This window comes from Lysobacter terrae (assembly GCF_054782215.1).
In genome coordinates, this window is sequence record NZ_BAAGSX010000002.1 from 199,828 (window position 1) to 224,633 (window position 24,806).

A 24,806-nucleotide genomic window follows, 5' to 3' on the forward strand; every position below is an offset into this window, starting at 1 on the left:
CACTGGTATTGCGCAGTATGACTAGCCGGCCCAGCTGCACGGGCCGGCGACGGAAAGTGCCGGGAAAACTCCGTTACGCCTGCAACAATCGGGCAAAGCCGGGCGTGATCTCAGACAAATCGCAGGCCAACGACCGCCACTCTCCGGCGCATAGCCGCGCCGCACCGCATCATCGCTGCGGCTACGCGATCGCCTGTCCGAATCCCCGGAACGCCTCGACGGTCCGCGCGATATCGGCATCGCCGATGTCCAGATGCGTCACCAGGCGCACCCGCGGCGCGTACCCGATCGACAGGCGGATCGACGCCGCGTCCATCCGCTGCTTCAGTTCCGCGAGCCGCGACGCCGGCACATCGATGAACACCATGTTGGTGTGCTGCGCGGCGACGACGATCCCCTGCACCTCACCCAGCCCCGCGGCCAATACGGCCGCACGACGATGGTCGTCGGCGAGGCGCGCGACGTTGTGCTCGAGCGCATACAGACCCGCCGCGGCCAGCAGGCCCGCCTGGCGCATGCCACCGCCGGCGACCTTGCGCCAACGCCGCGCTTCGTCGATCAGGACGCGTGTGCCGAGCAGCACCGAACCCACCGGAGCGCCCAGGCCTTTCGACAGGCACACCGACACGCTGTCGAAATGGCGCGCGATCTCGCGCGGCGCCACGCCGTCGGCGACAGCGGCGTTGTACAGGCGCGCGCCGTCGAGGTGCAGCGCGAGTCCGTGCCGGTCGCACAGCGCGCGCGCGTCGCCCAGGTAGGCATGCGGCAGCGGGCGGCCGTGCCAGGTGTTCTCCAGGCACAGCAGACGCGTGCGCGCGAAGTGCGGATCGCGCGGCTTGATCACCTGCTCGATCGTCTCCAGCGGCAGCGTGCCGTCGCCGGCATGCACGATCGGCTGCGGCTGGATCGAACCGAACACCGCCGCGCCGCCACCTTCGTACTTGTAGGTGTGCGCATCCATGCCGACGATGTATTCGTCGCCGCGCTGGCAGTGCGCGAGCAGCGCCAACAGGTTGGCCTGGGTGCCGCTGGGCGCGAACAGTCCGGCCTCGAAGCCCAGCTCGTCCGCCAGCCGCTGTTGCAGTGCGTTGACGGTCGGATCTTCACCGTACACGTCGTCGCCGACCTCGGCGCGCAGCATCGCCTCGCGCATCGCGAGCGTGGGACGGGTGACGGTGTCGCTGCGCAGGTCGATCCAGTTCATCGGCGGGCATGTGAAGGGATGTCGCCTGCAGCATACCGGCCCGACGCGACGTACCGTGTGTCGGTTTCTGCCCGGTCGAGGCACCGGCGCTTGCGGAAAGGCCTATGCTGTCGGCGCCTGGAGGGCGTGATCATGAGCACCCAACGCGAATACGACCCGGACGACAACTTCGCCCGCGCCTTCGACCCGGAAGCCGACATCGACGAGGACGCCGCGATCGAATCGCTGGCGTGGCAGTTGCTGCTGCTGATCAACCCGGACGACGAATCCTCGGCAATGCAGCAGTTCGCTGCTTGCCGCGACGCACTCGATGAAGGGACCGAGGCCGCCGAGGCCCTGCGCGACGTGATCGACTGGAAGGCCGGCTTCTTCGTCGAGAACGAGGATCCCGGCGGTCTGATCGAGGTGCTCGACGAGCTGGCTTCGCGCTTCAACCTGCGCATCGACTGGGGCGTTGAAGACCCCGGCGACGAGGATTTCCTGTCCGACGCGGAAGTGCCGGCGCTGATCGCCACCGCCTTCGACCGGCTGCGCGAACACCACTACACGCTATGGACCTACGAAGCCGGCGGCGAACACCACGCCGGCTTCATTACCCACCAGCGCGACGACGAGTCGCTGCCGGTGGTGGCGACCGCGCTCGGGCTGCACGTGCGCCCCGGGGCTGGATAAAACCTCTTCTCCCCGCGTGCGGGGAGAAGATGCCCGAAGGGCAGATGAGGGGAAGCGCGGATCAGCCCGCCAGCGCCTTCAACATCCGCACCCAATGATCGACATCGTCGTCGAGCGCCTTCACCGGCAGGCGTTCGTCGCGGCCATGGGCGCGCATGTCGTCCGGCACGATGCCCCACGAGCCGTCGACGCCGTACACCGGAATGCCGTTCTCGCGGAACGGCCGCGCGTCGCTGGCGCCGGTACTCATCTCCGGAATCACCGGCGACTTCGGGAACATCGCGTGCACGCTGTCGGTGTATGCCTTCAGCACGTCCGCGCGCAGCGGCGAATCCAGCGAGGTCTTGTAGTTGTCCAGGCGCGCGACTTCGACCTTTTCGCCGGCGATCTTCTGCAGCTCGTCGCGAATCGCATCGGGCGACACGCCCGGGAGGATGCGGCAGTTGACCGTCGCCTTGGCCATCTGCGGCAACGCATTGGGCGCATGTCCACCAGTGAGCATGGTCGCGACGCAGCGCGTGCGGGTCAGGCCGACTTCGCCGGCATCGGCTTCGATCGCATCGGCGGCGGCGCCGTCGGCCGGATTCTTCAGCCAGGCGCGCATCGCATCGCCCAGCGCGCCCTTTTCGCCCTTCTGCCTTTCGGTGAAGTAGGCGCGGGTGGTGTCGTTGAGTTTGGGTTCGAAGCGGTAGCCGGCCAGGCGCGTGAGCGCATCGGACAACTCGTAGATGGCGTTGTCCTTGCGCGGCTTGGAACTGTGGCCGCCCGCGTTGTGCGTGGTGAAGGTGTAGTCCGCGTAGGTCTTCTCCGCGGTCTGGAAGGTGAAGCCGATCGGCTTCTTGTCCGGCGCGAAGCCACCACCGCCGCCGTCGGCGTTGAGGCCGTATTCGGCATCGAGCATCGAGCGCCATTTTGTCGCGCCCAACAGCGCGCCTTGGCCGGTGGTTTCCTCGTCGCCGGTGAACAGCACGACGATGTCGCGCTTGGGCTTGAAGCCCTTGGCCTTGAGCTGCAGCAGCGCGGTGGTCACCGACACCACGCCCATCTTGTCGTCGCTGGTGCCGCGGCCGTAGAAGTAACCGTCCTTCTCGACCATCGTGAACGGATCCATCGACCAGTCTTCCGCGCGCGCTTCCACCACGTCCATGTGCGCCATCAGCAGAATGGGCTTGGCGGTGGTCTTGGCGGCCGCGGGCCAGCGCACGATCAGCGCGGCGGTCTTGTTTTCCGGCGTCGCGTCGTAGGGCATTACCTGCACGTCGCTATCCGCCCAGCCCGCCGCCTTGTACTGGCCGGCCAGGTACTGCGCGAGTTCGGGCACCTTGCCGCGCCCGGCGACCGTGGGAATGCCGACGGAATGCCCCAGCAGCTCCCGCGCCTTGGCGTGCCACGGGTTGTCGGCAGCGACGGCGCTGGAACTGGCGAGCAGAGCCGCGGCGAGTATCGCAATACGCATTGAAAGTCCTCGGTGGATACGCCGATCGGCGCATGGGTGATACACAGACATCACGACAGGAGCGCGCGGCGATAGCCGCGTCCCCACAACGACAGCAGCAGGCCGACGATGCTGGCCACGCCGATGATCAGGTGCATCGTGCTCGCGCCGGAAACGCCGGCGAGCGCCAACGGCTTCATGGACGCGACGACTTCGGACAGGGCGAAGTGCGTGACCGCGATGAGATACATCAATGGAATCAGCGCACGGTAGCGAAACAGCACGATAAGGAAGATCAAGCCCAACAGGATCTGCTCGACGCCCATGCGCGCCATCAGCGCGATGATGTTTTGCGCGGCACCGGCGGGATAGGTGTCCAGCGGCATGGTCGATACGGACTGGGCGCCGCCATCGGCGCGCAGGATGTGCACCGTGCCCAGCACGACCTTCATCAGCGCGAGGGGAACGAACAGCCACAGCGCCAGCGGGTTGCCGCGAAAGCGGTTGTCGACCCGGCTGGGGAATATCCTGTTGATCATTATTGGCTCCTGGCCCAAGGAGGCAGCGGACGAGTATTCACGGCGCCTGGCCCGGCCACGTGTGCCGGTAGTCCCATGCGCGGCGGTCCCCGAGGGCGGTATCGTGCGCTCTGTCACGCCCTGCGCACACAATACCCGCATCCGCTACCCCTTCGCGGGCCCCACCCTTCGAGCCGAGGTCCCCCATGCAATACCTGATGCTGGTCTATGCCGATACGGCCCTACTCGACGCGGTCCCCCAGGGCGAATACGACACGATGATGCGCGGCTGCTTCGAGCACGCCGACGAACTGCACGCCGAAGGCAAGCTCGTGGGTTCGCGCCAGCTCGAAGCGCCGGCGACCGCGCGCACCATCCGCACCCGCAGTGGCCGCACCACGGTGGTCGATGGGCCGTTCGCCGAAACCAAGGAAATGCTCGCCGGCTTCAACATCATCGAGGCCGATAGCCTGGAGGACGCCGTGCGCATCGCCTCGGAGTTCCCCTGGTCGCGCACCGGCGCCATCGAAGTTCGTCCGATCCGCGACATGGACGCGGTGCGTCAACGCGTCGGCGCGGACAAGCCGCAGCACGCGGTGGGGCACGAGCAGATCGCATAGAAGCGTGGATCCGGCAGAAGCCCGGATCCTTTTGCGCTTCAGTCTTCGCAAGATACCGGCGGGCCTTCCACTCGATTGCGCCCGCCCGCTTTCGCCCGATACAACGCGGCGTCGGCGGTCGCGATCAACTGCTGCGGCGAGCGCGATGGCTGCGGTATCAGCGCCGCCACGCCGATGCTCACGGTGACCACCGGCGCCACGGTGGAACCGGGGTGCGCCATGCCCTCCTGCTCGACCTGCGCGCGCAGTTGCTCGGCGATGGCTTCTGCCGCGGCCTGGTCGCGGTAAGGCAACAGCAGGACCAGTTCCTCGCCGCCGTAGCGCGCGACCAGATCCCCCTGCCCCTCGGCGAACTGCGCGCAAAGCCGCGCGAGCTGGCGCAGGCATTCGTCGCCGTACAGATGCCCGCAGGCATCGTTCAAGGCCTTGAAGCGGTCCGCATCGACCAGCAGCAGCGCGAGCGGCTGACGCTCCCGCGCGAACCGCGTCCAATACGCTTCCAGTTGCTCGTCGAAACGCCGCCGGTTGGCGATGTCGGTCAGTCCATCGATCAGCGACAACTGCTGCAGCTTGCGGTTGGCCGCCTCCAGCTGCTCGGCCATGCGCGCCAGATGGATCGCACCGGCGATCTGATCGGCCACCGCGTCGAACACGGCGCAGATATCGGCGGTGAAGAAACTGGCGTCCCGGCTTTCGATGTTGAGCACACCATGCAGGCGCGCGCGATGCCGGATCGGCACCATGTATTCGGCGCGAACGGAAGGGTTGCCGGAGATGTAATCCGGATCGCTGTCGACGTCGGTGACCAGCAAGGATTCGCCGGTGCGCACGCAACGTCCGGCGGCGCCGATCGTCACCGGCCAGTCCTCGCCGAGGCCGGGCTGGGTGAGCAACAGATCGCCGGCGTAGACCTCGCGCTCGAAGTGCGTGCCTACGTCGTTGAGAAGGATGATGCTGGCGATCGCCACGGGCAGCCGTTGCGCGATGCAATCGACGATGCCGCGCAGCACCGCATCGAGATCCTCGCCCTGCAGTGCCTCGCGCGACACCTGGGCGAGGATCTCCGCCAGCGACGCCGAGTCGCCCCGCGCGTCGGCGCTGGCGGACTCCGCCGCCGATGACAGCACGGAATTGCGATCGCCGCTGGCCATGCCCGAAGTCCCGCTTCGATGCGCCGAATCTACGCCTGCGCGGGAGCGGTTGCCATCGCGGCCACGGACGCTCGAAGCTGGGCCGGACGCGCAATCGCCCCAGCCGCTTTTTGCATTACCCTTGTTGCGTCGGCCCGTGCATCGAGGTCAGTACGGGAATGCGAAGGATCGGCCATTGCGCTCGTTCACACGCGCTCGCCGCGGCGCGGGCCGTGTCGCTCGCACTGCTGCTGGCGGCTTGGCCTGCGCTAGCGGCGCCCGCCTCCTCGACTGCACCGATTCGGGTGCGCTATCCGGCGCAGGAATCCGTGACCGATGCGCGTCGCGGCTATCCCATCGCGGTGCTGCAACTGGCGCTGGAGCGCAGCGGACGGCGCTACACTTTGGAGGCCGCCAACACCCAGGCTTCGCAGCTGCGCGTGCTGCGGCTGGTCGGCGACGGTACGTTGGATGTCGCATGGTCGGTGCTGACCCGGGAGCGGGAACAGGAGCTGCGGCCGGTTCGCTTCCCCATCGATCGCGGCCTGATCGGCTGGCGCGTTCTGCTGGTGCGCCGCGACGCCGCCGCGTCGTTCGCACAAGTGCGCAGCGTGCAGGACCTGGCGCGCAGGCTCGGTGTCCAGGGCCACGACTGGCCCGATCTGTCCATCCTGCGCAGCAACGGGCTGCAGGTCACGCCCGGCAGCAGCTATGACGGCCTGTTCGCGATGCTTTCGCGCGGCCACATCGACTATCTGCCGCGCTCGGTCGCGGAAGTCGGCGACGAACTTGCCGCGCGCCCGGACCTGGGCCTGGCGGTCGAGCCGACGCTGCTGCTGCACTATCCCTCGGCGCTGTATTTCTTCGTGCACCCGGACAACATCGAGCTGGCCGACGCGCTGGCCACCGGCCTGCAGCTCAGTGAGCGCGACGGCAGTCTGCAGCGTCTGTTCGAACAGGCCTATGGCGAACGGCTGGCCTCTCTGCAACTGTCGCAGCGGCGCGTGTTGGAACTCGCCAATCCGCTGCTGTCGCCTGCTACGCCCGTGCCGGGCGCCAGCTGGTGGCAGCCCGCGGAAGCGCAGCCGGGACGGGCGCCATGAACGTATCGGGCCACGAAGTCCGTGCGCGCCGGTCGGTCAGTCGCCGCCTGGTCATGGCTGCGGGCGCCGTTGCGCTGGCGCTGGCGCTGCTGATGACAGCGGCGCAGTTGCGCTCCGTCTACCAGACCGAAGTCGCGCACCTGAACGAGCGCCTGGACGAGATCGGCAGCAACATCGTGCCCAGTCTGACCGACAGCGTCTGGCAGGTGGATTCGGCGCGCATCGATCTGCTGCTCGACGGCATCGCGCATACCGAAAGCGTCGCCTGGGTACGCCTGCAGGACGACGGCGGCCAGGTCCGCGAACGCGGCCAGCGCCCCGCGAAGGCCGTGGCGCGGCGCAGCTACACGCTGGTGAAGCGCGGCGACCATGCTTATCCCATGGGCACACTGGAAGTCGAGATGGACGATCGCGCCATCCTCGCGGAACTGAAATCCCGCGCGCTGTCGCGCGCGCTGACGGTGACCACGGCCCTGGCCGTCGGCGCTCTGCTGATGCTATTTCTCTTCCGCTATTGGGTCACGCGCCACCTCGCGAATATGGCCGAATACGCGCGCAGCCTGCATCTGGACACACTGGAGCAACCGCTGGTGCTGGACAAAGGCACGGGCGGGCCGCCCGACGAGATCGACGAAGTCGCCGACTCGATCAATCGCATGCGCCAGACCCTCGTCGGCGAGTTCGCGATCCGGCGTGTGCACGAGGGCGAACTGCGCGCCCATCGCGAGCGCCTGGAAGAGCTGGTCGCCGTGCGCACCGAAGACCTGGAGGCGCAGCGCGACGCGATCCTGCGGCTGGCCAACACCGATCATCTGACCGGCGTGCTCAGCCGGCGCCACTTCTACGACTGCACCGATCGCGAAACCGTGCGCGCCACGCGCGATGGCACGCCCCTGGCGCTGATGATGGTCGACATCGACCACTTCAAACGCATCAACGACAGTTACGGCCACGCCGTCGGCGACACGGCGCTCAAGGCGTTCGCGAACATGTGCCAGGCGCAACTGCCTGCCGCTGCGATCTTCGGCCGCCTGGGCGGCGAGGAATTCGCGATCGCTTTGCCCGACACCTCGCAGGCCGCCGCACTGACCGTCGCGCAACTGCTGCTCAGCACGGTGCAGGCCACGCGCGTTGCCGCACCCGACGGCCAAAGCATCCAGTTCACCGCCTCCATCGGCGTGGCGATGATGGACGCCCTCGATCTCGATCTGGATGGCGTGCTCAAACGTTGCGACGAAGCGCTGTACCGCGCCAAGAACGAAGGGCGCAACCGCGTCGTCCTGCACGTGCGCAGCCGGCCGGAGAGCGCCGCCGCGGTTTGAGACGCAGGCGGCGCCGGGCGCTCCGTTACTTCGCCGCCGGTTCCTTCAGCTCGATGATGAGCGTCTTCACCGTCGTCTTGCCGGTGTTCTTGGTGTCGTGCGTCACCGGATCGCTCCACAGCACCTCGCCCGGCTTGCGATTCAGTTGCTTGGTCGAGCCGTCCGCCATGGTCTGCGTTGCCGACCCGCCCGACAGGAACACCACCAGGTTGTCGCCGTGCGAGTGCATGCCGGTGCTGGTGCCAGGGGGCATCTGCAGTTCGATGACACGCACTTTGTCGTTGTCGATCACCACTTTCGCGTTCTTACCGGCGGTGACGGCCAGGTCCTGGGCGGTCCCGGCGAGCGGTGCCGCTACCAGCAGGAAACCGGCGAACACGTGAAGGCGGTTCATGGCAACTCCTCGTCTGTGGGGTGGGCCGTTGTAGGCCCGCCGACAGGGTCGGGGCCATCCCCCGCGCGGGTGGCGGTTGCCGGCGCAAAGCAGCTACTGCGCTCGCCCCCCTCATCCGCCTTCGGCACCTTCTCCCCGCAAGCGGGGAGAAGGGAGTGCAGCGGACGGTCAGCGCACGCCGCCGCTCGCCAGCAGTTGCTCGCCGGTGAGCCAGTAGGAATCGTTCGACGCCAGGAATACCGCGATGGAAGCGATATCGTTCGGCTGACCGATGCGGCCCAGCGGAGTCTGCGCGACGGTGCCCTTCTCGAAGTCCGAGCCGATGAAGCCGGCGCTGTGCGTACCCTCGGTTTCGATCATGCCGGGGTTGAGCGCGTTGACGCGGATGCCACGCGGTCCCAGTTCGCGCGAGAGCACGCCGGTGATCGCATCGACGGCGCCCTTGGTGCCGGTGTACACCGCACTGCCAGGCGGCGTGATGCGCGTAACGACCGAGCCGATGTTGATGATGCTGCTGCCTTCGCGCATGTGCTTGGCGGCCGCTTGCGTGGTCAGCAGCAGGCCGAGCACGTTGATGTTGAAGTGGCGGTGGAAATCTTCTTCGGTTATGGCTTCCAGCGGCGCGAAGCCGTACACGCCGGAGTTGTTGACCAGGATGTCGATGGCGCCGAATTCGCGCACAGCGGTGTCGATGATGGCTTCGGCCTCGGCCTGCCGCGACACGTCGCCGCGCACCGCGACCGCGCGTCCACCCGCGGCCTTGATGCGGTCCACGACCGCTTCGGCGCCTTCCTTGCTGGACGCGTAGTTGACGACGACGGCGGCGCCTTCGGCGGCGAGCGCCGAAGCGATGGCGGCGCCGATGCCTTTGGATGCGCCGGTGACGACGGCGACTTTGCCTGCAAGCTTGCTCATGGGGGTTCCTGAATATTTCGTGGGTGAGGAGTGGGGACGACGGCATGCTTCGCAGCCATCGCGCATAAAAGGGTGGGTATGCCCAGCGCGTGGAAAAGGCCCCGATTGGGGGAATGAAAATCCCGCTGGCGGGACGTTCCCGGCGCCGTCCGATCCGCGCGCGGCCCAGCGTGGAATGTGCCGCTGAGCCCGTACTCGGGCCGCACGGCGGGCGTATGCTCGGGCCGTCTCCTGGGGAGTCGCCGATGGATCGGATCTCGCACAGCCCCGTGCTCGGGCCGTCGCACGCGCAGGCCGACGAACTGCCGGCCGTGCCGTGGCAGGACAGCCTGCGCACCCGGATGATGCTGTGGTTCGGCGCGCTGGTCGGGGCGCTGCTCGCGGTCGGATTCGTCGCGGCCTTCGCCATCGCGCAGCAGCAGATCGTGCATAACGCGCAGGAACGCACGCGTTACGAAGCCGCGCAGGCCGCAGACCGTGTGCGCGCGTCGATGACCTCGGTACGGATCACCGGCGACGGCATCATCGGTCTGTTCAACAGCCTGGGCCCGAACCGCGAAGCCACGGTTCGCCTGCTCGAAGCCATGCTCGAAGCCGACGCCAGCGCCGTGGGCGGCCTGATCGCGGTCGAGCCCGGCGTCCTGCCCGACGGCGCGCCCATGGCCTATTACGCCGGCGTGGCGAAACGCGGCGTCGGCGACCGCGACCTGCTCGCGACCGGTTACGACGTACGCGCGCAAGCCTGGTATCGACGCACGCTCGCCGCCGACGCGCCGTGGTGGTCGGAGCCGTACTACAACGAAACCGCGGGCGGGCGCTGGATGACCACGCTCAACCTGCCCCTGCGCGGCCGCGACGGCACGCGTCTGGGCATGGTCAGCCTGGACGTGCCCGTCGCGCGCTGGGAAGAGCTGATCGAACCGCTACGGCGCATCCAGGGACAGCGCCCCGCACTGTTCGCGCCGCAAGGCACGGTGGTACTGCATCCGGATCCGGGCGTCGCGCTGAAGATGACGCTCGCGCGCTACATCGCCGAACGCAACCGCCGCGACCTGCAGCCGATGGAAGCCGCGCGCCAGGCGCAGCAGCGCATCGAATTCACGCATGAGTTGCCCGACGGCAGCGATACGCGCTTCTCGGTACTGCAGCCGATCGGCGACACCGGCTGGAGCCTGCAGCTGGCGCTGTCGCATCAGGTCATCCTCAGCCACCTCAAGCGCACCACTTCCCTGCTGGCGGCGATAGCGCTGATCGTGCTCGGCCTGGCCACGCTCGCGGTGCGGCGCATGGCCCGGCGCATCACCACGCCACTGCGCGATCTCACCGGCTCGGCCAGCCACTTCGCCGCCGGCGAATTCGACTATCCGCTGCGCCAGACCGAACGCCGCGACGAAGTCGGGGTGATGGCGCGCGCCTTCGACAACGCGCGCGGCTCGATAAAAAAGCAAATCGTCGAGATCCAGGACATGAGCGCGGCGCGGCAAAAGCTGGAAAGCGAACTCGGCATCGCGCGCCACATTCAACTGGCGATGCTGCCCGGCGCGCGCCGCATGGGCAGCGACGACTGGCATCTGCAGGCCAATGCGCTGCTGGAACCGGCCACGGCCGTGGGCGGCGACTTCTACAGCTTCTTCGAACGCGACAGCCAGACGCTGTGGTTCGCAATCGGCGATGTCTCCGACAAAGGCGTGCCCGCCGCCTTGTTCATGGCACGCACGACGACCGTGCTGGAAACCGCCGCGGCCCTGGGCGGCTCGCCCGCCGACGCGCTGACCAGGGCCGCGCGCCGGCTGATCGATGGCAACGACGCGTGCATGTTCGCGACCGTGCTGTGCGGCGTGATCGACGCGCGCACGGGCGAACTCTCGCTCGCCAGCGCCGGCCATGATCCGCCGCTGCTGCTGCGCGCCGCGGGCGGTTGCGAGTTCGTCGAACTCGACAACGGCCCGCCGCTCGGCATCGACGCGCCCGAGCACTACGCGCTGTGGCACGGACGCCTGCACTCCGGCGATACGCTGGTGGCCTATACCGACGGCATCACCGAAGCCCTGGATACGCACAACCAGCCCTTCGGCGCGCAGCGATTGCGCGCGTCGCTGCAACCCGACGCCGATGCCGGCGCGCTGTGCGCGAACCTGGTCGCCGACGTGCACCGGTTCGCCGCCGGCGCGCCGCAGTCGGACGACATCACGGTCCTGGCCCTGCGCTGGACCGCCACTCCGCCGCGAAAGGGATAGCCGTATGCAGATCCGATTGCGCGCCCCCCAGGACCGCGAGCTGCTGCCCAGCCTGTTCGCCGCCATCGACCAGGCGCTGATGCGCGCCGGCACCCCGCGCGCCACGGCGCACGACGTCCTGCTGATCAGCGAAGAAGTCGTATGCAACGCCATCGACCATGGCCGCCCGCCCGGCAGCGAGCACGAAGTCATGGTCGAGATCGACATCGACGCGCACCGCATCACCCTGCACTTCCGCGACGACGGCGATCCCTTCGATCCACTCGAACACCCCTCGCCGGACCTGGAATGCTGCATCGAGGAGCGCCGGATCGGCGGCCTCGGCGTGCATCTGGTCCGCACACTCGCCGACGAGATCAGCTACTTGCGCGAAGCCCGCCACAACGTGCTGCGCGTGGTGTTGTTGCGCAACCCATCGAACGACTGAAGCCACATCACAGGAAGGAGAACGCCATGGACCTCACCCTCCGCATCGACCCGCCGTCCAGCGGCTGCCAGCGCGTCTCGCTGAGCGGACGCCTGGATACGAACACCTATGCCGAGTTCGACCGCCAGCTCAAACCCTTGCTGGCGTCGAACGTGCCCTCGCTGGTGCTCGACCTGGCCCAGCTCGAATACATCAGCTCGGCCGGCATCCGTTCGATCCTGCTGGCGCGCAAGGCGCTGGCCGCGCGCCAGGGCAAGGTGCTAGTGGTCAATCCGCAGCCGCAGATCCAGAAGGTCTTCGACGTGGTCAAGGCCGTGCCGCTCAGCGAGATCTTCACCAGCATGGCCGAGGCCGATGCTTACCTCGACATGATGCAGCGCAAGGTGCTCTCCGGCGGCGGGGACGACGAAGATCTTTGATCCGCTACACGCTCACTGACAACCGACCAGGCCGCGGATGTCGCCGGCCTGCGCACTGAAGTAGTCCACCTGTGCGCCGCTGAGCTGCTTGCCGGACTGCATCTGCACGAAGCTCGCGAAGCTCTGCAGCGCCTGGCAAGCCTTGCGCGCGTTGTCGGTGGCGAGCGCCGCCGCGACATGGTCGAGCCTGGTCCGCAGCGCCGGCATGATCGGCACCTCCTGCAGCGCATCCACGTCGGCACGCAGCGCGCGCACAGCGGCCTCGGGCGAGCGCGCGTCGCGCAGCACGAGGTTGTGATAACTGCCCGCGGCGATGCGGGTGACTCCGGATAAGCCGGGCGGGATCGTGACCTGTCCGTCGCTGTCGAATCCCCACGCCACCACCGTGCCATCCGCGCGCAATGCCAGGACGTGATGGACGCCTCCGGCGATCGCGATCACGTCGGTCAGGCCATCGGGCACCGGATACGGTTCGTCGATAGCGCCCCACGTCACCACGGTGCCGTCCGCGCGCAGCGCGATGCTGCGCGTCCGGCCGGTCGCGATCGCGACGACGTTGTTCAAGCCGGGCGGCACATCGGTCTCGCCGTCCATGTCGCTGCCCCACGCCACCATGGTGCCGTCGGACTTGAGCGCGAGACTGTGGAAAAGCCCGGCTGCGATCGCAACGACATTGTTCAGGTCGGGCGGCACCGTCGATTGTCCTTCCAGATCGTTGCCCCAGGCGACGACGGTTCCGTCCGACTTCAATGCCAGGTTGTGTTGGCCACCGGCAGCGATCGCGATTACGTCGCTCAAGCCCGGCGGTACTTGCGCCTGCATCAGCGCGTTGTTGCCCCACGCGACCACCGTGCCATCGGCGCGCAGCGCGAGGCTGTGCAACAGCCCCCCGGATACCGCGGTCACGCCATTCAATCCGGGTGGCACCGTGGATTGTCCAAACGTGTTGGCGCCGAAGGCCACGACCGTGCCGTCCGCGCGCACCGCCAGGCTATGCAGGTGTCCGGCTGAAATGGCGATGAAATCGGCGCCGTTATCGGGCAGCGTGGTCTGGCCATCGAGGCTCAGGCCCCAGGCGACGAGCGAGCCCTGCGCGAGACAGGGCAGCGGCGACATCCACGCCAGGCAGAGCAAAAAGGTCAGCCACCAAGCCCGCTTATGCCGCGGCATGAAAACGGACCGGAACGAAGCGACCGCCAGCGGCACTCGTGCATCCATCGCGGCTGCCTCCTGACGCGCCGCGGGGCGGCGGCCATAGTTCGTGGTGGTATTCGGTTTGACGCGGTATCCGTGCCGCGCCGGTCAATGCGATGCCGATTCCATCGTGAATGCAGCTCTGACGACGCGTACGGCGCGGACGTTCACGCCGCGTACGCATCGTTGAACCGTTGCACACCATTCAGTGCCGCCTGCCCTCGCGTTCACCGTCGCCGCCCTAAAGTTCCGGCGGGTACCTACCCAGGAGCAATCGCATGAACACCACGCACATGAAGCGCGCCGTGATCGCCGCCGCACTGGCGGCCGCCTTCTGCACTCCGGCCTTCGCCGACAAGGGCCACGGCCATGAAGGCCACCGGGGCCACGGCCCCAAGGCGGAAGGCCGCCACGACAACGGCCGCCACGAGGGCTGGGAGAAGAAGGCCTGGAAACGCGGCGACCGTATCGTCTGGGTCGATGTCGATCCGCGCTATTACGTCGACGACTACCGCGTCTATCGCCTGACCGCGCCGCCGCCGGGGTATCGCTGGGTGCGTCCGATGGATGATCGCTATCTGCTGGTCGATGTCGCGACCGGTTTGATCGTGCAGGCGCTGGGTTACTGACGCCCGCGAGCTATATACGTCCCCTCACCCTGCGCTGCTGCGCAGCGCTGTCCCTCTCCCCGCAAGCGGGGCGAGGGGTAAGAGCGAAGGCCCCTTATCGGGGCCTTCGCTGCGCGTACAACGAAATTGACCAGCGTATCCAGCCGCCTTGCGGGCCTCCCCCGAGCGGGGGAATGACAGCGCCACCGGCGGACGGTCGGAATAGATCCGAATCCTTACCGCCGAGGCACCCGATGAACCTGATCTATTCGCACAGCTACGCCAGTGCGCGCTCCTTCGCCATGCACCACGAGTTCATGCCCGGCGATTGGAAGTGGCTGCAGGATGCCGACATCATCCGGCAGAACCCGCGCGCTGACGTGTTCAAGGTCGAGCGTTGGGAAGCCAACCCCCACCGCGATCAGATCGACGAAGCACTGGAGCGCGCACGCCAGACGCGTCGCCTGGGCTCGCTCAACGAAGTGGACGTGGGCAGCGGCACGATGGGGATTTCCGGCGCCTGAAATCCGGCAACGGACTCAGCAGTTGCCCACACCCACCCAGCCATTGGCGACGCGCCGCATGCGTTGCCCTCCGACGCAACGCTCGTTGCGCGTCTGCTCGCGCTGCGCCTGCTCGCGCTTGCGTTGCTCCGCGCGTAAACGCTGCTGGATCGCGATGGAAGCCTCACGCATTTGTCGCGTCTTGGCTTCCGACGCGTAATCATCGGCGGCGGATTCCTTGGCGGCGCTGGTGGAAAGCTTTGGCTTCGCCGGCTCCGCCGCATGTGCCTGCAAGCCCAGCAGGGCGGCAAACGCCAGCGCGACACCCGCACGGCACGAAACTACTTTTGCGACCATGGCTCCTCCACCGGCTACGGCGCCATGGTAGTGCGTATCGGCGCGCGCACGAATGCCTCGATCGGGAGATGAGTGTGCCGCCGGTCGCACACCCGGCAGGCCGCCGCGTGGGTGCGGGACTCAGCAGCGATAGGCCACTGCTATTCAGCTCGCCGACTGCTCATCCCAGCGCGAGCCGGGATCCGTTGGGCTCGTGCGCCTCGGGCGCCGGTTGCGTCCCCAACGTGAAGCGCATCGTCGCGCCCTGATCGATCGCGGCCGTCGCCCAGATTCGTCCGCCGTGCCGCGCGATGGCGCGATGCACGATCGACAGGCCCAACCCCGTGCCATGGAACTCCGCCTCGGAGTGCAGGCGCTGGAACGGCACGAACAGATTCGGCGCCTTGTCCATATCGAAGCCGGCACCGTTGTCGCGCACGAAGAATACGGTTTCTCCTTCCACCAACTCCGTGCCCACCTCGATCCGCGCCGCGCTGCATCGCGAGGAGAACTTCCAGGCATTGCCGAGCAGATTCTCCAGCACGATTTCCAGCAGGCGCATATCGCCGGAGGCGACCAAACCCGGCGCGATGTCGAATTCGACCGAACGCTCGGGTTCGCGTTGCTGCAAGGTCGTCGCGATCAGCTGCGCCATCGCCGTGAGATCCACCGGACCCACGCTGAGATGCCCCTGCGACACGCGCGTCAAAGCGAGCAGGTCGTTGATCAGGGCATTCATCCGCTGCGCCGCGGCACCGACGAACCCCAGCATCTCCTTCGCGTCCTGCGGCAGCACCTCGCCATAATCCGCCAGCAGCATCTTGCTGAAGCCGTCGATCGCCCGGACCGGGCCGCGCAGGTCGTGCGAGACCGAATAGCCGAAGGCTTCCAGCTCCTGGTTCTTGTAGCGCAGGTCGTCCAGCAGCCCGGCGCGCGTGTCGGCCAGCTCGCGCGCCGCTTCCACCGCAGCGCGGCGCATGCGCGACAGTTCCAGGTGCGTGCCTACGCGGCTAATCAGTTCGCGCGCGGAGAACGGCTTGACCAGGTAGTCGTCGGCGCCGGTTTCCATGCCGGCCACGATCGCGTCCTCGCCGGCACGCGCCGACAGCAGCACGACCGGAATCGTCTCGGTCCGCGCGTCCGCGCGCAACGCGCCAAGGAGGGCCACGCCGTCCATGCGCGGCATCATCACGTCGCTGAGCACGAGGTCGGGCGGCCGACGCAGCGCAGCGGCGAGCGCCTCCGCGCCATCGGTGACCATTTCGACGTCCCAGCGCGGCGACAACAGGCGCATCAGGTATTCGCGCATGTCGGCGTTGTCGTCGGCGACGAGCACGCGCGCGCGACGACCCGGCGCCGCCTGGTGCGCGATGTCGAACGCCGGTACTTCTGTCAGCGCGGCGGCCGTCCATTGCGACGCCTCATACGCCGCAATACCCGCGGACGCACTAAGGGTGAATGCATCGCCGGACCCGATCCTTTCGGCGGGCAGATGCGCACTGCCGCGTGGCACCTCTACCGTAAAGGTCGTGCCTTCGCCGACGATGCTGTGCGCGCGCACCGTGCCGCCATGCAGGTGCACCAGTTCCTGCACCAAGGCCAGGCCGATGCCGGAGCCTTCGAAGCTGCGTCCGCGCGCGCCTTCGACGCGATGGAAGCGCTCGAACACGCGCGGCAACTCGTGCTCCGGAATGCCCGTACCGGTGTCGCTGACCGTCAGCACGACGTGCGTCGGGGTGGAACGCAGGCGCACGGCGATGCCGCCGGCGAAGGTGAACTTGTACGCGTTCGACATCAGATTGAGCACGATCTTTTCCCACTGCCCGCGATCGACGTGGATCGGCTCGGGCAGCGGTGGGCAATCGACGGCAAGAACCAGGCCGGCAGACGCCAGCAACGACTGGAAGGAGCCGGCCAGTCCCGCCGTCAGCACGGCCAGGTCGGTAGGCTCGAACGTGGAGCGCAAACGGCCGGCCTCGAGCCGGGCGAAGTCGAGCAGGCTGTTGACCAGCCGCAGCAGTCGCAAGGTATTGCGATGCACGGCCTCCAGTTCGCGGCCGCGCAGCGTCCTTGCCGGTTGACCGATCGCGTCTTCGATCGGGCCCAGGATCAGCGTGAGCGGCGTACGAAATTCGTGGCTGATGTTGTCGAAGAACGCCGTCTTCGCCCGATCCAGTTCGGCCTGGCGTTCGTTCGCTTCGCGCAGTTGCACGTTTGCGGCCGCCAGCTCGCGGCTGCGCTCGACGATCTCGCGCTCCATGGCCGCGCCCTGTTGCGAGAGTTGCACGTAGCCGGTGACATCCTCGACGCGGTGGATCACGTACTGCGGCTCGCCGGTAGGCGCGAAGATCGGCGTGTTCACCGGGCTCCAGTAACGCGCCTCGAATCCACCGCCTTCGCTGTCCGGACGACGGATGTCGTATTTCTGCACCGCCATGGTGTCGGGCGCGCGCTGCTGCAGCGCGCGCTGCAGCGAGGTGCGCAGGTTATGCGTGGCGTTGGCCGATTGATCGTCGGGATTGTCCGGAAAGACGTCGAACAATCCGCGCCCTACGATCTGCTCGCGCTGAGTGAGCGTGGCGCGCAGGTAGGCGTCGCTGGCGGCCAGGATGGTGAAGCCGGCGTCGGGCCGCAGCACCAGGAACAGACCTGGTGCGCGCTCGAAGAGAACGCGAAAGTCAGGCACGTCAAAAGCGGGACCGTCCGTGGGACTGCGCATATGCGCCCTCTCAGTCCAGTGAGCTACCCGTGGCCGGATGATCGGAGCACTTCGGCGGGCTTGTCAACGCACGTCCCATTTCCGAACACGCCGCGGCTCGCGGCGGCCGGCCACCCGTAAAGTACGCGCCACCTCCTACCGCAAAGCTTTCCATGTCAGATCGCATCGCAACATTCGGCCGCACCGCCCTGCTCGCCATCACCCTCGCATCGGCAGGTTGTGCGACCACGGCCGCGCCGTATGCCTGGACCCTCGGCGAAGAAGCCACGATCGAAGGCGAAATCCTCGCCGTCGATACCGCCCCCTGGGCCTACGACGGCAACGCCATCGTCCGCGTCGCCACGGCCACGCAAGGCACCGTGCAGGTGCAGTTGCCGGCGCGCTGGAACCGCTGCAAAGCCGAGCCGCTCGGCGACGTGCAGTCGCTGCAGCCGCACGATCGCATCCACGCCGCCGGCACGGTGATCGCGCCCGATGCCGTGCTGGTGTGCGCGCAGCCGCAGCATCACCTGCGCAAGGCGGACTGACTCAAGCGCGCAGAATTGCGGCAACAAAAAAGCCCGGCCGAAGCCGGGCTTTTTGATCCGCGCAACCGAAGCTGCGCTGGAGAGGGTTCAGACCGCCTGGACGGCGTCGGCCTGCAGGCCCTTCTGGCCCTTGACCACGGTGAAGCTCACCTTCTGGCCTTCCTGCAGGCTCTTGAAACCCGAGCCCTGGATGGAACGGAAATGGACGAAGACGTCTTCGCCGTTCTCACGGCTGATGAAGCCGAAGCCCTTGGCATCGTTGAACCACTTGACGGTACCGAATTCACGGTCGGACATGTTGCTACTCCTTGAACGGATGAAATGAGCCGCCAGCCGAATGACGGGCGACAGGAAGCTGGTTGCAAGGAGAAGCGGGTACAACGTTGTAGCGAGCATCCGGCGGAAGCCGGGGCCTACAGCATCGGGCCACGATTCAGGGTGACCCTTACGAACTCAGCGCGCGAAAGGTACCGGCTGCGGGCCAGAAGCGCAAATCCCCTAAGCAGGGGCGTTCAGTCTCAGCAACCACTGATCCCAGGGCGGGCCTGCTCGCGGCGCCCGGGCAGGCGGAAATCGAGCCCACCTTCCCGCCCGGGACCCAGTCAGCCCGCCGTCGCTCGCCGCGGCAGCTTCCACCCCGGCCGCACGAAATGGCAGGTGTAGCCCTCGGGGTAGCGCAACAGGTAATCCTGGTGCTCGGGTTCGGCCTCCCAGAAATCGCCGGCGGGCGCGACTTCGGTGACGACCTTGCCGGGCCAGAGGCCGGAGGCGTCCACGTCGGCGATGGTGTCGAAGGCGGTCCGCTCCTGCTCGGGCGTCGTATAGAAGATCGCCGACCGGTAGGAGGTGCCCATGTCGTTGCCCTGGCGATTGCGCGTGGTCGGGTCGTGGATCTGGAAGAAGAACTCCAGCAGGTCGCGATAGCCGATGCGCGCCGGATCGAAGACGATCTCCACCGCCTCGGCATGCGTGCCGTGGTTGCGGTAGGTCGCATTGGCCACGTCCCCGCCGCTGTAGCCCACCCGCGTGGATACCACGCCGTTCATCTTGCGCAGCAGGTCCTGCACGCCCCAGAAGCAGCCGCCGGCGAGGATCGCGCGCTCCAGTCCTCTCAGTTCGTTGCTCATCGCACGTCCTCCACCTGGTCGAGATAGTCGCCGTAGCCGGCCGCCTCCATCTCCTCGCGCGGGATGAAGCGCAGCGACGCCGAATTGATGCAGTAGCGCAGCCCGCCCTGGTCGGCGGGCCCGTCGTTGAAGACGTGGCCGAGATGGCTGTCGCCGTGGGTCGAGCGCACCTCGATACGGATCATGCCGTGCGAGGTGTCGCGCACTTCCTGGATGTGGGCCGGCGCGATCGGCTTGGTGAAGCTGGGCCAGCCGCAGCCGGACTCGTACTTCGACGAAGAAGCGAACAGCGGCTCACCGGAAACGATGTCGACATAGATGCCCGGCTGCTTGTTGTGCAGGTAGGCGCCGGTGCCCGGGCGCTCGGTGGCGCTGTCCTGGGTGACGGCGTACTGCTCCGGGGTCAGGCGGGCAACGGCTTCGGGGGTCTTGCGGTATTCGCTCATGGGGGACTCCTGTGCGTCCGGCCCTCGGAATGAGGTCCGGCACGGCATGAATCGGGCTGATCGCTAAATGGGGCCCGCAACCGCGTACTCCAAGCCCATGGTGCTGTTGCCACGGTGTTCGCGCGAACTTTGCGTATGCCGTGACACCCTTCCCCGATCATTCACCGGAGGACCTCCCATGAACGCCGCCCTCAAGATCGTCGTCGCCTTCGCCGCGGGCGCGGCCGCCATGTACTACTTCGACCCGGTCGCCGGACGCCGGCGCCGTGCGCTGGCGCGGGACCAGCGGGTCGCCCGAGCGCACCACTTCGAGGATTTCGCCGCAGCGCAGGCCAAGCGCGCCGCGGATCGCGTACGCGGCGCGGCGGCGCGGACGCGCGATGCGATGTCCAGCGAACCCATCGACGACGAGGTCCTGCGCGAGCGGATTCGTTCCAAGCTTGGCCATGTGCTCGATCATCCCGGCCAGATCGAGGTGCAGGTGCGCGACGGGCATGTCCTGTTGACCGGCCACGCGCACGACGACGAAATCGACGAAGTGATCGCGGTGGTAGCGGCGATGCGTGGCGTGGTGGATGTCGATAGCCGGCTTTCGTCGCCCGCTCCGGCGGACGAGAGCTCCGGCTCCAGCCGCCAGGATGCGCGGCATTAGCGTCGCGCTCGCCACACCGGCGCATTCTGCCGTTGCTGTAGAGCTTCAAATGGGTGACGAGGGGCTTTACGACGTTTTCGCAACCCCCTAGCAGCCCTAGGACTACGTTCGACTCCCCGTCCGGAGGCTCCTGACGTGAACGTCATCCCGCGCGCGGCGGCCGCTGTGCTCGCCCTCAGTGCCGCCCTGCCTGCAATGTCCGCCGAACTCATCAAGCCGCAGTTCCGCATCGAGAATTTCAGCACGCCGTTGCGCATCGACAACTGGCTGCTACCGATGAAGCCGAATACCTTCACCGTGTTCTACGAGCTGGAGGACGGCGACTGCAAGGTCAACGACGTCATCGTGACCGACCGTGCCAAGCGCGACTTCACCGGCGCCTACGCCGGACTGGCCGCACGCGAGGTGCGCGACATCGTGTACCTCGACGAAGACTGCAAGGGTCAGCGCGGCCTGGTCCTCGAATACACCTCCGACTGGTACGCGCAGGACAACGGCGGCAACGTCTGGTACCTGGGCGAAGACACGGTCGAGTACGAGTACGACGACAACGGCCATCGCATCGGCAGCAGCCGCGAAGGCTCGTGGGTAGCCGGGCATAATGCCGAGGCGGGCATCGTGATGTTCGCGCGGCCCGAGGTGGGCAAGCGCTATCGCCAGGAATATTCGCCGGGCGAAGCCGAGGACGAAGCCATCATCCGCGCCGTCGATATCGTGGTTGCCACCAGCCTCGGGCGCTTCAAGGGCTGCATCAAGACCGGCGAGTCGACGCCGCTGGAGCCCGGCGTGGTCGAGTACAAGTACTACTGCCCCAATCTCGGTTCAGTACGCGTGGACGCGCCTTCCAGCAACGGAGGCGCGGAGCTGGTGAAGTTCGGCCTGCGTTGAGCAGCGGCGATCATCGCAGCGAGGTCGCCACGTGACCTCGCTGCGAACCGGCTTCACATGCGCGACGCGGTCAGCTTGATATCCGCGTTCTGCCACGCCTTGGTGTAGCGCGCGTCGACCTCGCGCGCTTCGGCCTCGCGCTTTTGCGCGCGCAGGCTTTGCGCCAGGCCATAGAGCGACCAGCCATTGTCCGGGTTGCGCTGCAGTTCCTCGCGATAGGCTTTCTCTGCCTCCGCCGGCTTGCCGGCTTCGAGCAGCAGCGCGCCCAGCGTTTGCCGCGTCGGTGCATGCCAGCCGGGCGGCTCGTCGTAGGGAATGCGGTCTTCGATCGCGGCCGCTTCGCGCAGTGCCTTGATCGCGGCGTCGTGGTCGCCGCGGGCATTGGCGAGTTCGCCGGCCAGCGTGCGTTCGGCGATATGCGCGGCGTGCGACAAGGGATAGCGATCCCACATCGTGAGCGTCTCCATCACCGGATCGGCCGCGCCCTTCTGCAGTTCCTTGAGGTGCTGGTCGGCCTCGTCCAGGCGCTTCTGCCGCACGGCCGCCATGCCCTCGGCGTAATGCCAGATCGCGGTGACGTAAGGCAGGTCGGGCGCCGGATTGGCCACGCCGGCGATTTCGTCCCAGCGCCCGAAGCGGACGCGATAGAACCACGGCGTCATCCAGTACTGCTGCAAACCGGAGAAGCCGGGCTTGCGCATGAGGTCGGGCAGGTTCGTGCGCTCGGCGGTGTGCTCGGCGGCGGATTTCGCCAGTGCCTGCGTGCCCTCCATGCTCGCGGCGAACCACAGGAAGTGATGGTTGTGCGGCACATAGCCCAGCGGGTACACGCCCTTGGTGTTGCCGCGGCAGATCGCCAGATAGGCGTCGTCGGCCTTGATCGCGATCTGATTGGCCAACACGGCATCGTGCCAGCGGCCGACCCGCGAATAGATGTGCGCCGGCATATGCACCAGATGCCCGGAACCGGGAATCAGCGTGCGCAAGTGATCGGCCGCCGCCGCGCCGCGCTGCGGATCGGCCGAGGCTTCCACCGCGTGCACGTACAGATGCAGCGCGCCAGCGTGATCGGGATTGCGCTTGATCACCGATTCGAGCGTGGACACGATGTCGGCGGTATGGCCCTTGGGCTGCAGCTTCGCGTCGTAGTAGTCCCACGGCTGCGTGTCCATCATCGCTTCCGCGTACATGGTGGCTGCGTCGATGTCGTCGGGGAAATCGGCGACCAGTTTGCGCATCGCCTCGACATACGCGGCATCCAACGGCTTGCGATCCTGCGGCGGGTTCTGCGCATAGCGCGCCGACAAGGCGCGAATGTAGGCCTGCTCGCGCGGCGTCGCCTTGGGCGCGAGCGCGATGGCTTTCTGCAAGCGCTGCCAGGCGATCGGGTTGTTGGCCGGATCCATCGCGGCGTTGACGTGCGGCCCCAGCACCAGCGCGGATCCCCACCAGCACATCGCGCAGTCGGGGTCGAGCTCGGTCGCGCGCAGGTACGAGCGCTCGGCCGCGTCGTGATTGAAGCCGTAGGTGAGCATCAGCGCCTGATCGAACCAGCGCTGCGCTTCCGGCTTCGTGGTGACGGCGAAGTGGTAGTTTCCCAGCCCTTCCAGCAGCGTGGCGCCGACGAGTTGTGGCGTTTCCGGCGCGCTTGCCGGCGCCGTTTCGGCCGATGGTGTTTCGGACTTGCGGCAGGACACGCTGGCGGCGATGGCCACGGCCAGCAACGAGACGACGAGACGCTTCATGGCGACACCCCCATTCCCGAGGGCATCGGTTCTACGCTGTAGCCTGCGCTGAAGCAATCGGCTGGCGGTTACGCGCTGGCCGGTTTCAAGCGCTCTGCGTCGACACTCACCCAATCGGGTGATGATCGGTTGTCGGCTCCGTCAATTGTCTCCGCCATCGGCCTGCGGCGGCTGCGGCTTGGCGTCGCCGATGCGGAACCGGCATACATGCCCGCCGCGAACCATGCATTCCATGTGATGGATGCGATGTCCCGACGCGGCCTCCATGAAGGCCAGATCGAAGCGGCACACGTCGGGATGCGAGCGCGCCAGCGCATGGAAGACACAGTTGTAGGCCTCGACCTGCGCTTCGCCGCCGCGCTCGGTGGCGACCGCTTCGTAACCGAGCTGGTCCATGCGCTGCGCGAGCGCGTTGGCGACCTCTTCTCGCGAGGCATGCGGATCCGGTGCCGGTTCGGCCCGGCCAAGTCCCTGACCGAGACTCACGAGCATGTCGCGCGCGCCTTCGTCTCCCAGCTGCGCAATTACGCCTTCCATCAAGGCACCCGCGATCTGCGCGTAGTTGCGCGGGAACAAAGCATGCGCTTCCGCGGTGAGGCGGAAGCGTGCTTCAGGACGACCACCGGTGGGACGCGGTGCGATGCGCTCCACCCAGCCCTTCGCGATCAACGCCGTGAGATGCTGCCGCACCGCGTTGTGGGTGATGCGCAGGCGCTCGCACAGCGCCTCCACGGCGATGCCGTCGGGCTGCTGCAGCATGTGGCGCAGCAGCGCCTGTTGCGTGGCTCCCAAGTGGCGCAGTTCGGCCATTCGTCCTCGCTCAACTCACCTTCTTCGGAAACTGCTTCGCCAGGGCACCGGCCATCGCATCGGCGATCACGTCCATGTGCTTCTGCATGGCGGCCCAGGTCTTGGCCTCGCCCGCCTTGTCGCCGCGCATGACCTCGCTGATCTGCGCGGCGTGGTGCGCACCGTGCGCGAGCAGCAGTCCGCGCACCGCATCCTGCGGCAGGTAGGGATTGGCGCCGGACAGGAACACCGCGATCTCGCCTGCGTTCTGCGTGAGCGTGGTCATCGCCGCATTGACGGCATCGCGGTTGTTGGCGTGCTCGGCGTCGGTCATGGCCTTCACCGCGCCCCAATGACCGGCGAGCAGAGCGAGCATGCGTTCGCCGGCAGGCTTGCCGTAGAAACTCGCGACGGCATCGGACAGCTGCTTCGCATTCGCGACTACCGCATTCGCCGCCGCTTCGCTGCGTTTGGCATTGCCGGCCTTGACGGCGAGCGCGTACTCGCGCGTCTTTTCGACATGGCCATGCCACAGCGAACGCAGCGTCGCCTGCAGTTTCGGCGCAGGCGCCGCAGCGGCAGGCGGCGCGGCATGCCCGCCGTCGTGCGCCTGCACGGCCGGCGGCACCAGCAGGCCGGAGATCAAGAGAAAGGTCAGGTACTTCATGGGTTGGCTCCTGTTCGGTCGCACACCGCGACAGGGGCATTCCGACAGGGCTTGAAATTACGCACAAGCTTGATATGTGTAAAGGCCTTGTGGCCGATTCTAGATGAACATGTTTGAGGGCGGATGCGCGAAGTGCAAAAGCAAAAGCGGCCCCTCATCCGGCGCTACGCGCCACCTTCTCCCCGCAAGCGGGGAGAAGGGATCGCCCG

27 protein-coding genes are annotated in these 24,806 nt (G+C 67.3%); 12 read left to right on the forward strand and 15 right to left on the reverse strand.

Annotated elements, in window-relative coordinates; genetic code table 11:
- Window positions 1-181 precede the first annotated feature (181 nt).
- On the reverse strand, window positions 182-1,204 hold the full coding sequence (gene ltaE / locus ACYVJ8_RS08895) for a low-specificity L-threonine aldolase (protein ID WP_460711460.1): 1,023 nt from the start codon (window positions 1,202-1,204) through the stop codon (window positions 182-184).
- Window positions 1,205-1,336: 132 nt separating this feature from the next.
- Here ltaE and ACYVJ8_RS08900 point away from each other — a divergent pair, with 132 nt between their 5' ends.
- The gene (locus tag ACYVJ8_RS08900) at window positions 1,337-1,876 is read left to right on the forward strand and encodes a DUF6630 family protein (protein ID WP_460711462.1); all 540 of its coding nucleotides are present in this window, start codon (window positions 1,337-1,339) and stop codon (window positions 1,874-1,876) included.
- A 61-nt stretch (window positions 1,877-1,937) separates the two neighbouring features.
- On the opposite strand, the gene ACYVJ8_RS08905 is transcribed toward ACYVJ8_RS08900, so the two are convergent.
- Window positions 1,938-3,383 (reverse strand): M20/M25/M40 family metallo-hydrolase, encoded by a 1,446-nt coding sequence (locus ACYVJ8_RS08905; RefSeq protein WP_460711464.1) that lies wholly within the window; start codon window positions 3,381-3,383, stop codon window positions 1,938-1,940.
- Window positions 3,383-3,850 (reverse strand): hypothetical protein, encoded by a 468-nt coding sequence (locus ACYVJ8_RS08910; RefSeq protein ID WP_460711466.1) that lies wholly within the window; start codon window positions 3,848-3,850, stop codon window positions 3,383-3,385. The genes ACYVJ8_RS08905 and ACYVJ8_RS08910 overlap by 1 nt, the downstream gene beginning before the upstream one ends.
- A 185-nt stretch (window positions 3,851-4,035) precedes the next feature.
- Here ACYVJ8_RS08910 and ACYVJ8_RS08915 point away from each other — a divergent pair, with 185 nt between their 5' ends.
- Window positions 4,036-4,449: a YciI family protein gene (locus ACYVJ8_RS08915; RefSeq protein ID WP_460711468.1), complete on the forward strand. Its 414-nt coding sequence runs from the start codon at window positions 4,036-4,038 to the stop codon at window positions 4,447-4,449.
- A 38-nt stretch (window positions 4,450-4,487) separates the two neighbouring features.
- Here the strand turns inward: ACYVJ8_RS08915 and ACYVJ8_RS08920 are convergent, their stop codons facing one another.
- On the reverse strand, window positions 4,488-5,600 hold the full coding sequence (locus ACYVJ8_RS08920) for a diguanylate cyclase domain-containing protein (protein ID WP_460711470.1): 1,113 nt from the start codon (window positions 5,598-5,600) through the stop codon (window positions 4,488-4,490).
- Between the two features lie 212 nt (window positions 5,601-5,812).
- On the opposite strand from ACYVJ8_RS08920, the gene ACYVJ8_RS08925 reads away from it, so the two are divergent.
- The gene (locus ACYVJ8_RS08925) at window positions 5,813-6,682 is read left to right on the forward strand and encodes a substrate-binding periplasmic protein (protein WP_460711472.1); all 870 of its coding nucleotides are present in this window, start codon (window positions 5,813-5,815) and stop codon (window positions 6,680-6,682) included.
- On the forward strand, window positions 6,679-8,004 hold the full coding sequence (locus ACYVJ8_RS08930; protein ID WP_460711474.1) for a GGDEF domain-containing protein: 1,326 nt from the start codon (window positions 6,679-6,681) through the stop codon (window positions 8,002-8,004). The genes ACYVJ8_RS08925 and ACYVJ8_RS08930 overlap by 4 nt, the downstream gene beginning before the upstream one ends.
- Window positions 8,005-8,029: 25 nt before the next feature.
- On the opposite strand, the gene ACYVJ8_RS08935 is transcribed toward ACYVJ8_RS08930, so the two are convergent.
- Together ACYVJ8_RS08935 and ACYVJ8_RS08940 are read right to left on the reverse strand one after the other, a co-directional pair.
- Window positions 8,030-8,398, reverse strand: coding sequence for a cupin domain-containing protein (locus tag ACYVJ8_RS08935; RefSeq protein ID WP_460711476.1), 369 nt, complete (start codon window positions 8,396-8,398; stop codon window positions 8,030-8,032).
- A 168-nt stretch (window positions 8,399-8,566) separates the two neighbouring features.
- Window positions 8,567-9,313: a glucose 1-dehydrogenase gene (locus ACYVJ8_RS08940; RefSeq protein ID WP_460711478.1), complete on the reverse strand. Its 747-nt coding sequence runs from the start codon at window positions 9,311-9,313 to the stop codon at window positions 8,567-8,569.
- Between the two features lie 245 nt (window positions 9,314-9,558).
- Between ACYVJ8_RS08940 and ACYVJ8_RS08945 the strand changes: the two genes are divergently transcribed.
- The 3 genes from ACYVJ8_RS08945 to ACYVJ8_RS08955 are packed head-to-tail and all read left to right on the forward strand — an operon-like array spanning window position 9,559 to window position 12,396.
- Entirely contained in the window at window positions 9,559-11,550 is a 1,992-nt protein-coding gene (locus ACYVJ8_RS08945; protein ID WP_460711480.1) for a SpoIIE family protein phosphatase, read from the forward strand.
- 4 nt (window positions 11,551-11,554) lie between these two features.
- Window positions 11,555-11,977, forward strand: a complete 423-nt coding sequence (locus ACYVJ8_RS08950) for an ATP-binding protein (protein ID WP_460711482.1) — start codon at window positions 11,555-11,557, stop codon at window positions 11,975-11,977.
- A gap of 26 nt (window positions 11,978-12,003) precedes the next feature.
- Window positions 12,004-12,396 (forward strand): STAS domain-containing protein, encoded by a 393-nt coding sequence (locus ACYVJ8_RS08955; RefSeq protein WP_460711484.1) that lies wholly within the window; start codon window positions 12,004-12,006, stop codon window positions 12,394-12,396.
- 12 nt (window positions 12,397-12,408) lie between these two features.
- Here the strand turns inward: ACYVJ8_RS08955 and ACYVJ8_RS08960 are convergent, their stop codons facing one another.
- Window positions 12,409-13,614 (reverse strand): RCC1 domain-containing protein, encoded by a 1,206-nt coding sequence (locus ACYVJ8_RS08960; protein WP_460711486.1) that lies wholly within the window; start codon window positions 13,612-13,614, stop codon window positions 12,409-12,411.
- A 254-nt stretch (window positions 13,615-13,868) separates the two neighbouring features.
- On the opposite strand from ACYVJ8_RS08960, the gene ACYVJ8_RS08965 reads away from it, so the two are divergent.
- Window positions 13,869-14,219, forward strand: coding sequence for an RcnB family protein (locus ACYVJ8_RS08965; protein WP_460711488.1), 351 nt, complete (start codon window positions 13,869-13,871; stop codon window positions 14,217-14,219).
- Window positions 14,220-14,452: 233 nt separating this feature from the next.
- Entirely contained in the window at window positions 14,453-14,722 is a 270-nt protein-coding gene (locus tag ACYVJ8_RS08970; protein ID WP_460711490.1) for a hypothetical protein, read from the forward strand.
- Between the two features lie 15 nt (window positions 14,723-14,737).
- Here ACYVJ8_RS08970 and ACYVJ8_RS08975 read toward each other — a convergent pair whose 3' ends face one another.
- Both ACYVJ8_RS08975 and ACYVJ8_RS08980 read right to left on the reverse strand, forming a co-directional pair.
- Entirely contained in the window at window positions 14,738-15,058 is a 321-nt protein-coding gene (locus tag ACYVJ8_RS08975) for a hypothetical protein (protein ID WP_460711492.1), read from the reverse strand.
- A 160-nt stretch (window positions 15,059-15,218) separates the two neighbouring features.
- Window positions 15,219-17,723: a hybrid sensor histidine kinase/response regulator gene (locus ACYVJ8_RS08980; protein ID WP_460711494.1), complete on the reverse strand. Its 2,505-nt coding sequence runs from the start codon at window positions 17,721-17,723 to the stop codon at window positions 15,219-15,221.
- Window positions 17,724-17,908: 185 nt separating this feature from the next.
- On the opposite strand from ACYVJ8_RS08980, the gene ACYVJ8_RS08985 reads away from it, so the two are divergent.
- Complete coding sequence (locus ACYVJ8_RS08985) at window positions 17,909-18,283, forward strand: hypothetical protein (protein ID WP_460711496.1); 375 nt, start codon at window positions 17,909-17,911, stop codon at window positions 18,281-18,283.
- Window positions 18,284-18,370: 87 nt separating this feature from the next.
- Here the strand turns inward: ACYVJ8_RS08985 and ACYVJ8_RS08990 are convergent, their stop codons facing one another.
- From ACYVJ8_RS08990 to msrB, 3 genes are all read right to left on the reverse strand, one after another.
- Window positions 18,371-18,580: a cold-shock protein gene (locus ACYVJ8_RS08990; RefSeq protein ID WP_460711498.1), complete on the reverse strand. Its 210-nt coding sequence runs from the start codon at window positions 18,578-18,580 to the stop codon at window positions 18,371-18,373.
- 305 nt (window positions 18,581-18,885) lie between these two features.
- Window positions 18,886-19,410 carry a peptide-methionine (S)-S-oxide reductase MsrA gene (msrA, locus tag ACYVJ8_RS08995; RefSeq protein WP_460711500.1) on the reverse strand — a complete coding sequence of 175 codons (525 nt, stop codon included), beginning with the start codon at window positions 19,408-19,410 and terminating at the stop codon, window positions 18,886-18,888.
- On the reverse strand, window positions 19,407-19,856 hold the full coding sequence (msrB, locus tag ACYVJ8_RS09000) for a peptide-methionine (R)-S-oxide reductase MsrB (RefSeq protein ID WP_460711502.1): 450 nt from the start codon (window positions 19,854-19,856) through the stop codon (window positions 19,407-19,409). Before msrB ends, msrA begins: the two co-directional genes overlap by 4 nt.
- A 178-nt stretch (window positions 19,857-20,034) precedes the next feature.
- Between msrB and ACYVJ8_RS09005 the strand changes: the two genes are divergently transcribed.
- Window positions 20,035-20,508: a BON domain-containing protein gene (locus ACYVJ8_RS09005; RefSeq protein ID WP_460711504.1), complete on the forward strand. Its 474-nt coding sequence runs from the start codon at window positions 20,035-20,037 to the stop codon at window positions 20,506-20,508.
- Between the two features lie 135 nt (window positions 20,509-20,643).
- Complete coding sequence (locus ACYVJ8_RS09010; RefSeq protein ID WP_460711506.1) at window positions 20,644-21,396, forward strand: hypothetical protein; 753 nt, start codon at window positions 20,644-20,646, stop codon at window positions 21,394-21,396.
- Between the two features lie 53 nt (window positions 21,397-21,449).
- On the opposite strand, the gene ACYVJ8_RS09015 is transcribed toward ACYVJ8_RS09010, so the two are convergent.
- The 3 genes from ACYVJ8_RS09015 to ACYVJ8_RS09025 all read right to left on the reverse strand — a co-directional run bounded on the left by ACYVJ8_RS09015 (window position 21,450) and on the right by ACYVJ8_RS09025 (window position 24,597).
- Window positions 21,450-23,141, reverse strand: a complete 1,692-nt coding sequence (locus ACYVJ8_RS09015; protein ID WP_460711508.1) for a tetratricopeptide repeat protein — start codon at window positions 23,139-23,141, stop codon at window positions 21,450-21,452.
- 141 nt (window positions 23,142-23,282) lie between these two features.
- Window positions 23,283-23,951 (reverse strand): helix-turn-helix transcriptional regulator, encoded by a 669-nt coding sequence (locus ACYVJ8_RS09020; protein WP_460711510.1) that lies wholly within the window; start codon window positions 23,949-23,951, stop codon window positions 23,283-23,285.
- A gap of 10 nt (window positions 23,952-23,961) precedes the next feature.
- Complete coding sequence (locus ACYVJ8_RS09025; protein ID WP_460711512.1) at window positions 23,962-24,597, reverse strand: hypothetical protein; 636 nt, start codon at window positions 24,595-24,597, stop codon at window positions 23,962-23,964.
- Window positions 24,598-24,806 lie beyond the last annotated feature (209 nt).

Coding starts and splice junctions, on each gene's coding strand:
- ACYVJ8_RS08975 (WP_460711492.1), bottom strand. CDS start 15,058: ATGGTCGCAAAAGTAGTTTCGTGCCGTGCGGGTGTCGCGCTGGCGTTT.
- ACYVJ8_RS08950 (WP_460711482.1), top strand. CDS start 11,555: ATGCAGATCCGATTGCGCGCCCCCCAGGACCGCGAGCTGCTGCCCAGC.
- ACYVJ8_RS09005 (WP_460711504.1), top strand. CDS start 20,035: ATGAACGCCGCCCTCAAGATCGTCGTCGCCTTCGCCGCGGGCGCGGCC.
- ACYVJ8_RS08920 (WP_460711470.1), bottom strand. CDS start 5,600: ATGGCCAGCGGCGATCGCAATTCCGTGCTGTCATCGGCGGCGGAGTCC.
- ACYVJ8_RS08930 (WP_460711474.1), top strand. CDS start 6,679: ATGAACGTATCGGGCCACGAAGTCCGTGCGCGCCGGTCGGTCAGTCGC.
- ACYVJ8_RS09020 (WP_460711510.1), bottom strand. CDS start 23,951: ATGGCCGAACTGCGCCACTTGGGAGCCACGCAACAGGCGCTGCTGCGC.
- ACYVJ8_RS09015 (WP_460711508.1), bottom strand. CDS start 23,141: ATGAAGCGTCTCGTCGTCTCGTTGCTGGCCGTGGCCATCGCCGCCAGC.
- ACYVJ8_RS08965 (WP_460711488.1), top strand. CDS start 13,869: ATGAACACCACGCACATGAAGCGCGCCGTGATCGCCGCCGCACTGGCG.
- msrB (WP_460711502.1), bottom strand. CDS start 19,856: ATGAGCGAATACCGCAAGACCCCCGAAGCCGTTGCCCGCCTGACCCCG.
- ACYVJ8_RS08940 (WP_460711478.1), bottom strand. CDS start 9,313: ATGAGCAAGCTTGCAGGCAAAGTCGCCGTCGTCACCGGCGCATCCAAA.
- ACYVJ8_RS08915 (WP_460711468.1), top strand. CDS start 4,036: ATGCAATACCTGATGCTGGTCTATGCCGATACGGCCCTACTCGACGCG.
- ACYVJ8_RS08970 (WP_460711490.1), top strand. CDS start 14,453: ATGAACCTGATCTATTCGCACAGCTACGCCAGTGCGCGCTCCTTCGCC.
- ACYVJ8_RS08990 (WP_460711498.1), bottom strand. CDS start 18,580: ATGTCCGACCGTGAATTCGGTACCGTCAAGTGGTTCAACGATGCCAAG.
- ACYVJ8_RS08905 (WP_460711464.1), bottom strand. CDS start 3,383: ATGTCTGTGTATCACCCATGCGCCGATCGGCGTATCCACCGAGGACTT.
- ACYVJ8_RS08945 (WP_460711480.1), top strand. CDS start 9,559: ATGGATCGGATCTCGCACAGCCCCGTGCTCGGGCCGTCGCACGCGCAG.
- ACYVJ8_RS08960 (WP_460711486.1), bottom strand. CDS start 13,614: ATGGATGCACGAGTGCCGCTGGCGGTCGCTTCGTTCCGGTCCGTTTTC.
- ACYVJ8_RS08935 (WP_460711476.1), bottom strand. CDS start 8,398: ATGAACCGCCTTCACGTGTTCGCCGGTTTCCTGCTGGTAGCGGCACCG.
- ACYVJ8_RS08985 (WP_460711496.1), top strand. CDS start 17,909: ATGTCAGATCGCATCGCAACATTCGGCCGCACCGCCCTGCTCGCCATC.
- msrA (WP_460711500.1), bottom strand. CDS start 19,410: ATGAGCAACGAACTGAGAGGACTGGAGCGCGCGATCCTCGCCGGCGGC.
- ACYVJ8_RS08900 (WP_460711462.1), top strand. CDS start 1,337: ATGAGCACCCAACGCGAATACGACCCGGACGACAACTTCGCCCGCGCC.
- ltaE (WP_460711460.1), bottom strand. CDS start 1,204: ATGAACTGGATCGACCTGCGCAGCGACACCGTCACCCGTCCCACGCTC.
- ACYVJ8_RS08955 (WP_460711484.1), top strand. CDS start 12,004: ATGGACCTCACCCTCCGCATCGACCCGCCGTCCAGCGGCTGCCAGCGC.
- ACYVJ8_RS09025 (WP_460711512.1), bottom strand. CDS start 24,597: ATGAAGTACCTGACCTTTCTCTTGATCTCCGGCCTGCTGGTGCCGCCG.
- ACYVJ8_RS08910 (WP_460711466.1), bottom strand. CDS start 3,850: ATGATCAACAGGATATTCCCCAGCCGGGTCGACAACCGCTTTCGCGGC.